General features: G+C 40.4%; 8 protein-coding genes. 4 read left to right on the plus strand and 4 right to left on the minus strand.

Features of this window, described 5'->3' with window-relative positions; genetic code table 11:
* Positions 1–121: 121 nt before the first annotated feature.
* Together CWC14_RS01680 and CWC14_RS01685 are read right to left on the minus strand one after the other, a co-directional pair.
* A complete protein-coding gene (locus CWC14_RS01680) occupies positions 122–1,174 on the minus strand; it encodes an aldo/keto reductase (RefSeq protein ID WP_138560913.1) in 1,053 nt (350 codons plus the stop codon).
* A gap of 12 nt (positions 1,175–1,186) precedes the next feature.
* The gene (locus CWC14_RS01685; protein WP_024601547.1) at positions 1,187–1,618 is read right to left on the minus strand and encodes an acyl-CoA thioesterase; all 432 of its coding nucleotides are present in this window, start codon (positions 1,616–1,618) and stop codon (positions 1,187–1,189) included.
* Between the two features lie 398 nt (positions 1,619–2,016).
* Here CWC14_RS01685 and dinB point away from each other — a divergent pair, with 398 nt between their 5' ends.
* Both dinB and CWC14_RS01695 read left to right on the plus strand, forming a co-directional pair.
* Positions 2,017–3,072 (plus strand): DNA polymerase IV, encoded by a 1,056-nt coding sequence (dinB, locus tag CWC14_RS01690; protein ID WP_138560915.1) that lies wholly within the window; start codon positions 2,017–2,019, stop codon positions 3,070–3,072.
* Positions 3,073–3,182: 110 nt separating this feature from the next.
* Positions 3,183–4,718: a M17 family metallopeptidase gene (locus CWC14_RS01695; protein ID WP_138560917.1), complete on the plus strand. Its 1,536-nt coding sequence runs from the start codon at positions 3,183–3,185 to the stop codon at positions 4,716–4,718.
* Positions 4,719–4,798: 80 nt separating this feature from the next.
* Here CWC14_RS01695 and CWC14_RS01700 read toward each other — a convergent pair whose 3' ends face one another.
* The gene (locus tag CWC14_RS01700; protein WP_138560919.1) at positions 4,799–6,436 is read right to left on the minus strand and encodes a methyl-accepting chemotaxis protein; all 1,638 of its coding nucleotides are present in this window, start codon (positions 6,434–6,436) and stop codon (positions 4,799–4,801) included.
* 273 nt (positions 6,437–6,709) lie between these two features.
* Entirely contained in the window at positions 6,710–8,935 is a 2,226-nt protein-coding gene (locus CWC14_RS01705; RefSeq protein ID WP_138560921.1) for a S9 family peptidase, read from the minus strand.
* Between the two features lie 107 nt (positions 8,936–9,042).
* Between CWC14_RS01705 and CWC14_RS01710 the strand changes: the two genes are divergently transcribed.
* Positions 9,043–9,441 (plus strand): HIT domain-containing protein, encoded by a 399-nt coding sequence (locus CWC14_RS01710; RefSeq protein ID WP_013464220.1) that lies wholly within the window; start codon positions 9,043–9,045, stop codon positions 9,439–9,441.
* Positions 9,442–9,472: 31 nt separating this feature from the next.
* A complete protein-coding gene (locus CWC14_RS01715) occupies positions 9,473–10,003 on the plus strand; it encodes a protein tyrosine phosphatase family protein (RefSeq protein WP_138560923.1) in 531 nt (176 codons plus the stop codon).
* The last annotated feature ends 50 nt before the right edge of the window (positions 10,004–10,053 follow it).

Consider the following 10,053-nt stretch of genomic DNA (forward strand, 5'->3'; position numbering starts at 1 on the left):
AAAGCTGATAATTCTTTATTAAATGACTGTATTTAATTATACCTTAGCGCTTAAAAAATAAATATAAAGAATAGCAAAGAATCAACATTATTGAATCACATTTACCCTTTGCTTAATTTCATTAGTAAGGCATTGGATTATTTCTAAATATGATATCAATCGCTGATAACACGTCATCGCTCAGTGTTAGATCAAACGCATCAATGTCTTCCTTTAATTGCGCCATAGTAGTGGCACCAATGATAGATGATGTCACTCCATCAACTTGATTACACCAAGCCAGCGCTAATTGAGCTGGGGTGATAGCGTGTGCATGGGCAAGTTCAACATACTCTTTGGTCGCCTGTTGTGATTGTGGCGTATCACGAAAAATACCGTTGCGCTGCATAAATGTCCAGCGGGAGCCTTCAGGGCGTGCTCCATTTAGGTATTTACCGGTTAATAGCCCTGCGGCCAATGGTGACCAAGGTAAATAAGCAATATCTTCATGTACACATTGTTCTATTAAATATGGCCAATCTTTGGCATGTACTAGGCTAAACTCGTTTTGGATAGACACCATTTTTGGCAAGTTATGCTCTTTTGCTAAATTTAAAAATTGGCTAATTCCCCAAGGCGTATCATCAGAAAGCCCACAATGCTTAATTTTTCCTGCTTTAACACACGCATCTAACCCCTCTAAAATATCAAGCATATCAGCAGTGTGTTGTTTTGCATCTACCTCGGTAAATTTAAGCATACCAGGCCATTGCCTTGCAAAATGAGGAGTGCGACGATTTGGCCAATGTAATTGGTATAAGTCAATATAATCTGTTTGTAAGCGTTTTAGAGACTGATCAACGGCATCAATAACAGCTTGGCGAGTAATATCACCGCCATCACGGATCCATGAAAGCCCATTACCGGCAATTTTAGTTGCAATAACAATGTCTTTTCGTTTTTGTGAATTACGTGCTATCCAATTGCCTATAATTTCTTCTGTTTTACCGTAGGTATCGGGAGAGGGAGGAACAGCATACATTTCTGCTGTATCAATAAAGTTCACACCCTGCTCAAGCGCATAGGCTATCTGTTGGTCGGCATCATGCTGAGTGTTTTGTACTCCCCAGGTCATGCTACCTAAACACACTCTTGAAACGCTAACACCACTACTGCCTAATTGACTATATTGCATTGCTAATCCTAATTATTCGGTTTGAGAGTTTGCTTTTAAAGCCGATAACAATGGCTCAGTGATCGTGGCTTTTTGGCCTGTTTTAAAGTCAAACATCACCACTTTTGACATGCCGGTGGTTGTTATCGCGTTTTGCGCATGACTAAACACACTGTAGTTCATTACAAATCGGTCAGATTTAATATCACTAATGGTAATACCTACGCTCAATGTGTCGGGAAAGGTAACTGGACGCTTATAGCGAATATTATTTTCACTGATCACAGGCCCCGTGGCTTTAGCATTAATAGTATCAAATAAATTTAATTTATTTAAAAAATCGATTCTGGCTATTTCAAAATAACGCAGGTAAACACAGTTATTAACATGCTGTAGGGCATCCATATCGCCCCATGCTACAGTGATATCGGTATGAATAGGGTGTTGTTGTTTAAACGTTTCCATGTATTTATTGCTCTTAGTTTTAAAGCATTTAGATTAGCAACATGGTCGGATGAGCTCAAGGGAATTATAGTTGGCAAAAATTCTAGGGCTAAAATTGTACCTCTTTAAATTCATGGCTATAGTAACTATTAACACACAAGGAGATAACTATGCAGAATATAATTAATTGGTTATTGGCATGCACCGTTTTTATAGCGTCGTTTACTTGTTACGCTATGGGTAATGAGGCTGGGGCAATTGTTTTGATTTTATTAGGCTTTTCTTTAGAAATTTTATTTTGGATATATTGTTTTAATAAGCCAAAGAAAAGTAAACGCTCTTTTTAAGCAATAACATGCTTGCTAATTAAAAGTGATTCCACAATAATGGCTGTATAAATAAACAGTTGTTATTGTGTGATGAAAAAGTTTATTCATATAGATATGGACTGCTTTTATGCGGCCGTAGAAATGCGCGACAATCCTAAGCTTGCAAGCGTACCACTGGCAATTGGCGGAAATAGTCGCCGTGGAGTGCTCTCTACCGCTAACTATATTGCTAGAGAGTATGGGGTGCGCTCTGCTATGTCTAACTATCATGCCAAACAGCTTTGCCCTGACTTAGTTATTGTGCCTGGAAGAATGGCTGTTTATAAACAAGTATCAACACAGATCCGCGCCATTTTTAACCGCTATACTGACCTTGTAGAACCTCTTTCGCTTGATGAAGCATATTTAGATGTGAGCCATAGTACTGCTTTTAAAGGCAGTGCAACGTTAATTGCTGAGCAAATTCGTGCCGATATTTTTAATACCACAGGACTGACTGCATCTGCAGGTATTGCCCCAATTAAATTTATAGCCAAAATTGCTAGTGATGAAAATAAGCCCAATGGCCAATTTGTAGTATTGCCTGAGCAGGTTGACTCGTTTTTAGCCCAATTGCCATTAGGTAAAATTCCAGGAGTGGGTAAAGTAACTCTAGAAAAGCTTAATTTAAAAGGGTTATACAAAGGGCAAGATGTGCGCGAAAAAGGGGCTAATTGGATGCAACAGCATGTGGGTAATTTTGGTGTGTCGTTATATCAAAAGTGCATGGGTGAGCATATAGGGCGTGTTTCCACCGAGCGGGTACGTAAGTCATTGAGTGTGGAACATACTTATGAATACAACAAAAACAGCCTAGATGAATGCCTTGAACAATTACCGCAACTGTTAGATGAACTCGTGGTTCGATTAAATAAACAGCAACTACAACATAAAATTAATAAATTAAGTGTTAAAGTTAAATTTGCTAATTTTGTAGTGACCTCAGCAGATCAAGCTGCGCATCAATTAAACACGGCTATTTTTAAAGAGTTACTCGGCAAAGCCTATCAACGTGGGTTACAACAACCGGTGCGCTTATTAGGAATTGGCGTGGGTATTAAAAATCAACCAGAGCATAATTTACAGCTCAGTATTTTAGATGTGTAAAACGTGTAACTCCAAGTTGCCAGTAAGTATGCAGATTATCGCAGTTCACTGGTTATAAATTGCTAAATAAATAATAATAGGGACTACGTTTTCTAACAGGATCCTTTTTTATGGCATATCCAAAAGCAGTACTGGCTAAGCTGGTAAGTGCAAGCCTAGATTGTACATCGCATGATGCACTTATTATTATCAGCAACGACTTTTCTCATTTACCAAATACGCCACTGCGTGATGCAATTTTAGACCAAGCCCAAGTAGACTCTCGCATAGGCAATCAAGTCACCTTGTTAGTGATTGCCGGTAAACGTGTCGTGTTAGCGCCAACAGGCCCTTTAAACAGAGATTATGACGACGTTCGTCGTTATTTTGATGCAGCCAAATTAGCCATTAATGAGGCAAAAGCATCAGGTAGTGTTAACCCTGCTATTTATTTACCCGCTTTAAATACGGATAGCCGTTATCAACATGCTCTTGAAGTGGCTTACTTAGGCGCATGCCAAGCATTATGGCAACCCCTAGAAGCGCGTGAGTTTCATGGTCAAGGTATTGAACCTATTACTCAAATAGGCTTAATTGATGCCAATGAGCAAACAATCAAAGCAGTCAATGCATTAGCTGCGGGGCAATATGCCGCACGTGATTTATGTGGCACCGAGCCTGAACGCATGGCTCCCCCACGTTTTGCTGATTATTGTACTGAGTTATTTGAAAACAGTGCGGTGAGCGTTGATGTGATTGATGATTTAGCTGCCATTGATAAGCATTACCCCATGCTAAGTACCGTTGCTCGCGCATCGTATGCGGTAGAGCGCCATCATCCACGCGTTGTTAAACTTGAATACGTGCCTGAGGGTGAAGTAACCCGAACACTGATGTTTGTTGGTAAAGGTTTAGTCTATGACACGGGCGGTGCAGATTTAAAAGTCGGTGGTTTTATGGCCGGTATGAGCCGCGATAAAGGCGGTGCGGCCTCGGTTGCTGGATTTATGAAAGCAGTAGCCGATTATCAGCCTAAAGGGGTTAAAGTGATTGCCTTTTTAGCGGTTGTACGCAACTCTATTGGTTCAGATTGTTTTGTCCCTGATGAAATAATTACTAGCCGTGAAGGTGTGCGAGTACGTATTGGTAATACCGATGCCGAAGGGCGTTTAGCTATGGGGGATTTACTTAGCGAAATGAAAGACTTAGCTAAAAATGAAATAAATCCAACGTTGTTTACAGTGGCAACCTTAACAGGGCACGCTGCGCGCGCGATGGGGCCTTATGGCGCATATGTTGAGAATGGGCCCGCGCGTAGTGCTAATATTTCACGCCAATTAGCCGATTGTGGTGATTTATGGGCTGACGGTGCTGAAGTGTCGCGTTCACGCCGTGAAGATTATGATTTTATAAAACCACGCACTTTAGCTGACGATGTGCTTTCTAGTAATAATGCGGCTTCTGCTGTCACAGCGCGCGGCCATCAATTCCCTATGGCATTTTTAGCTGTGGTAGGTGGATTAGATAAGCATGGTAATGAATCTACTTTACCACTTCCTTATGTACATATGGATATTGCTGGTAGTGGCGTTGAAGGCGGCGACTGGCAACATGGTAAACCAACCGCAGCGTCAGTTAGCAGTTTATTTGCCCGCTATTGTTTATAACTCCCTATAAATAATCCTAAAAAGCCCTGAAAATCAGGGCTTTTTAATTGGTCAAAGATATTTATTATCCGGAGTTCAGGTTAACTAAGCTTAAAGCGCGATACCACGCTTGATAACTCAACACTGCTTTGTTTGAGTTTGTCGCTAGCGCGAGTTAAATCTTTGGTGTTACCCAATGATTGCTCTGTAGATTGTGATAAATCATTAATTCTTAAATTCACCTCGTCTGCGGCTGATGTTTGCTGCTCTGTGGCGCGAGCAATTTGGCCGTTCATATCGGTGATCACCGATACCAGCCTGTCTATTTCATCAAGTGATTCATTAGCTGAAGAGGCTTGTTCAACCGTAGAAATAGAAATCTCTTGGCTAGATTTTACCGCTTCAACTGCAGCTTTAGCCCCTTCTTGCAGCTTAGCTATCATAGCTTGAATCTCATCAGTGCTTTTACCTGTCCGGCTGGCAAGTGTTCTTACTTCGTCGGCTACAACTGCAAAGCCTCTTCCATGTTCACCTGCTCTTGCTGCTTCAATAGCTGCGTTTAGCGCTAACAGATTGGTTTGTTCAGCAATGCTTCTAATAACATCAAGTACCGAGCCAATATTATTACTCTCTTGAGCAAGGTCGGCGGTCACTTTGCTCACGGTTTCTATATTACTAGAGAGGGTTTCAATAGCGGTAATGGTTTTCGACACTACATTTTTACCCGTTGATGCATTACTAGCAGCATCATTTGCGGCTTGCTCAGCAGCTTCGGCATTACGGCTAACATCATGAATTTGATGAGTCATTTGCTCCATTGCAGCGGCTACTTGGGTTGAGCTGTCGTTTTGAAGTTCAATGAATGATTGGCTGGTTTTGCTAGAATCATCGACTGCATGGGCATGCTCGTTGACATCGTTTGCGCTTTTGGCAACCAGCACCAAAGACTCCCTAATTTTGGATACAAATAAGTTAAATGACCGCGACAGCTGAGATATTTCATCATTACCACTATCATTTAGACTGCGGGTCAAATCTCCTTCACCTTGAGATATATCTTTCATCATTTCTGCTGCTAATCGAGTTGGCGTTAAAATACTGCGACCAATAAAGTAGCTAAAAAGTACGACAACGACGATCATAATCACAACATTGATAACGATAATAGTACGTTGCTGCGAAAAGGTGTTGTCTATGGTATCAAGGTAAACGCCCGAGCCGATGATCCATTGCCATTGATTAAAGCCTTTTACATACGCAATTTTATCTACAGGTTTGTCGCTGCCGGGCTTTGGCCACTTGTAAGGCACATAGCCTTCGCCGGATTTTTTAACAACATCAACCATTTCAACAAACAAAGGGGTGCCATCAGGGTCTTTATTATTCGTTAAATCTTTCCCTTCAAGGGCTGGTTTAATTGGGTGCATTACCATGGCTGGCTGATAATTGTTGATCCAAAAATAGTTAGTATCATCGTAACGCAATGAGCGTATTGAGGCCATCGCTTGAGATTGTGCTTGTGCACGAGTGAGTGTTTGATTTTGTTCAAGCGCTGCGTAGTGTGTAATGATGCTATAAGCAGTTTCCACCACATTTTTAGTTTTTAGATATTGCTCATTTTTAAGCGATTTATATTGATTACTTAAACTCGAAATACTCAATACAATTAAACCAAAAATTACAATCCCTACTAAAATGGCTAAACGTTGAAATATAGTAAAACGACGGAGATTTGGCATATGCATGTTCCCGTATTAGAGCATTATTTCTCTTAAATAAGCATAGTTAAAATATAGGCTAATACGGTTTTATTTTCCTTATATTGTATTTTTAATACTCTCTTTGTTAACTAGTTTGCGTAAATACAATAAAAAGGATAGGCCGAACTTTTACTTAACGGGTGCTTATAATGAATTTAATTATTGTTTGTTGACGTTTCAATATAGCTTATTTGCATAAAAAAAGGCTGATACTTGTATCAGCCTTTAGTCGAATAATTAACCCAGTCTTAGTTAGTTTGTATTAAAATTACGGTTAAAGAAGTTTGTAATAGTTTGATGTAAATGAGTTTGAACTTGTTTACCGCGAAGGCTATGTTTTGAACCCGGGTAAGTCATCATTTCAAACTGTTGATTGTTATCTTGCAGCTGTTTAAACAATTTAGTGGCATGGGTAAATAATACGTTGTCATCGGCCATACCATGGTAAATCATTAATGGGCCTTTTAAGCCTTTAGCGTATGGGAACACCGCACTGTCGATATAGCCTTGGGCATTAGTATCAGGGTGACCCAAATAGCGCTCGGTGTAATGGGTGTCGTATAGAGCCCAGTCGGTAACCGGAGCACCAGATACACCCGCGCTAAAGTAATCGCCTGCTTTAAACATAGTCATCAGCGCCATGTAACCGCCATAGCTGTGGCCATAAATACCAATGCGAGCAGGGTCTACGTAATCAAGGGTACGTAAAAACTCAACGCCTTTGATTTGATCCGCCACTTCTACAACGCCTAAGTGCTTATAAATTGCATCTTCAAACTTTTTACCGCGATTGTAAGAGCCTCGGTTATCAAGTTGAAAAATTACATAACCTTGTTGCGCCATGTATTGAAAATATAAATTTTTACTGCGCCAGCTATTGGTTACTCGCTGAGCATGAGGACCACCGTAAACGTTGACAATAACCGGATGCTTTTTACCCTTTGCCATATTTGCTGGTTTAAATAAACGGTAATGCATAATTTGGCCGTCTTCAGCGGTAATTGTTCCGTATTCGGGCTGGGCTAAATCAGTTAGATACGGGGTAAGTGGGTGAGAGTCATCAAGCTTATTCTCTTCAAGCCACGTAATAAACTCACCATTAATTTTGCGCAGTGCAGCTGAATTTGGCTTATTAACCGATGAGCTATTATCAATGAAAGTTTTATTATCTTTAGCTAGAACGACATTATGGTATTGGCCTTTTTCAGTAATGCGCTTCATACCCCCTTTTTTAAATAAAGGCGCACTGTATAAGTGGCTTTCAAGCGCAGTATCTTTACGTGCAGCAAAGTAAACAACGCCATTTTTTTCATCTATCCCTTTTAGGCTATCTACGACCCAATCACCTGCGGTAATCTGGCGGATAAGTTGGCCGTTATTACGATATAAATAAAGGTGCTTAAATCCATCGCGCTCTGAGGCCCATACAAAATGCTTTTTATCTTTTAAAAATTCAAGGTCAAAATGCAAGTTGATCCAGGTATCACTTTTTTCAGTTAAAGCAACGGTTTGCTGTTTTGTTTTAGTGTTGTAAAAACGTAATTCTAAGCTATGTTGCGAGCGGTTTTGCCATTGATAAGAGAGCGTATTGCTGTCGTTTAGCCACTTAGCGCGGGCAATATAAATATCTTTATCGTCGCCTAAGTCAATCCAGTCAACTGCTTGATCATTAAGCTTTACCACCCCAAGTTGAATGTCAACATTATTGGTGCCAGTAAATGGATAACGCTGGTTAAATAGTTTTACTTCATCAGCATAAATTTCGTTACGAATCGCTTCTTGAACAGGGCTTTCATCAACGCGAGTAAAGGCGATTTTAGATTCATCATTTGCCCACCAATAACCGGTCATACGGCTCATTTCTTCTTGCGCCACAAATTCGGCCATGCCGTTTTTAATTACGCCACCGCCATCTTTACTTAACTGAATTTCTTTACCTGAAGCCAGCTCTAGTGCATATAGGTTTTGCTCTCGGATAAAGGATACGAAATTTCCTTTTGGAGAGAAACGCGCATCGGTTTCAAATGCGTCTGTGTTAGTCAGCTTTTTACTATTTTTAGCATCTAAGTCATAGTAATAAAGATCGCCATTAAGAGGAAATAACAGTGCTTTCCCATCTTTTGACCATTTATATTCAAGGATACCTTTTCCAAAAATACGTTGGCGTTCGCGGCGTGCTTTTTCTTCATCGGAGAGATTTTCTGGGCCTGAAAATAACTGCGCCGAATCAACTAACAACCTGTTGGTATTATCTTTTAAATTATATTCCCATAAATCGTAGCGGTTATAGTCATCGGTTTTACCTTGTAAGTAGGTAACCCGGCTACCATCAGGCGAAAACTTAAGTTGTACCGGAGATTTGCCTGCTAAGCTCGGATCATCAAATATACGCTCAAGCGTTAGCGGCTCAGCTTCTGCGCTTAATGCGCCCGCGAGTAGGGGAATTGCCAGTGAGAGATGTTTTAGTTTTTTTAACACAGGATTGCCTTTACTTACATAAAATTATCTCGATGGTAAAGCACAAGCGTGTGCAACTGCAACTAAATGCTATAAAGTGTGCGGTAAAATAATCTAAGGACTTTAACATGAGCAAAACATCATTTACCTTAGCACCTGAACTGAAAAGAGATTGTATTGAACTGGCTGATTGGCCACTTTGTAAGGTGTTGCTATTAAACGACAGCCAATATCCTTGGTTTGTATTGGTCCCCAGAATAGCGGGTTTAAAAGAGATTATTGATTTAACCGAGCAGCAACAAATTACTTATTTACACGAGTCAGCGAAACTCAGTCATTTGTTAATGGAGGTGTTTAATCCTGATAAGTTAAATGTAGCCGCATTGGGTAATATGGTGCCACAACTACATATTCATCATATCGCGCGTTTTAAAACAGATATTGCGTGGCCTGCGCCGGTATGGGGCAAGTTTCCGAGTGTGCCTTATACTAATGAGCAGATAGAGCAATTAAAAGCGCATTTTTAAAAATCAAAATGAGTTACTTTGAGGGGATAGTATGAAATTAATCAAACAACTCTGTACAAGTGTATTTATTGCAGCCATTGCAGTGTCAGCAGTGATAGCGGGCGAGCAGCCAGTAGCTATAGATGTGGTAAATAACGCTAATATTAAAAACTTTGCAGCACATAACAACTTAGTTTTTTCAGCAGCGCAACCGACTGATGAGCAGTTTAAGCAACTGTCACAAGCTAATGTTAAGCATGTTATTAATTTACGTGCAGCAGATGAGCAAGACTGGGATGAAGGCGCGTTAGTCAATTCTTTAGGAATGAATTACCACGCAATTGAGATTGCAGGTGCACAAGATATAAACATCGACAATGCAAAACGATTAGCTAGCCTTTTAGAAGAACTTAAAGGTGAGTCAGTGGTTGTTCATTGTGCGAGCAGTAATCGTGTTGGTGCGCTAATGGCTATTTCAGCCCATCAGCAAGGCGCTGATATTGAGTCTGCAATTGAAACAGGCAAGCAGTGGGGAATGGCAAGCCTTGAGCCGGTTGTTCGTAAAGTGATGAGTGATAAATAATTAGACTGATAAGTAATTAGGGTCTGTTGACCTTTCAAGGTTGAATTTGC

Origin of the sequence: Pseudoalteromonas sp. S3260, from assembly GCF_005886925.1 — a bacterium.
GTDB classification, from domain to species: domain Bacteria; phylum Pseudomonadota; class Gammaproteobacteria; order Enterobacterales; family Alteromonadaceae; genus Pseudoalteromonas; species Pseudoalteromonas tetraodonis.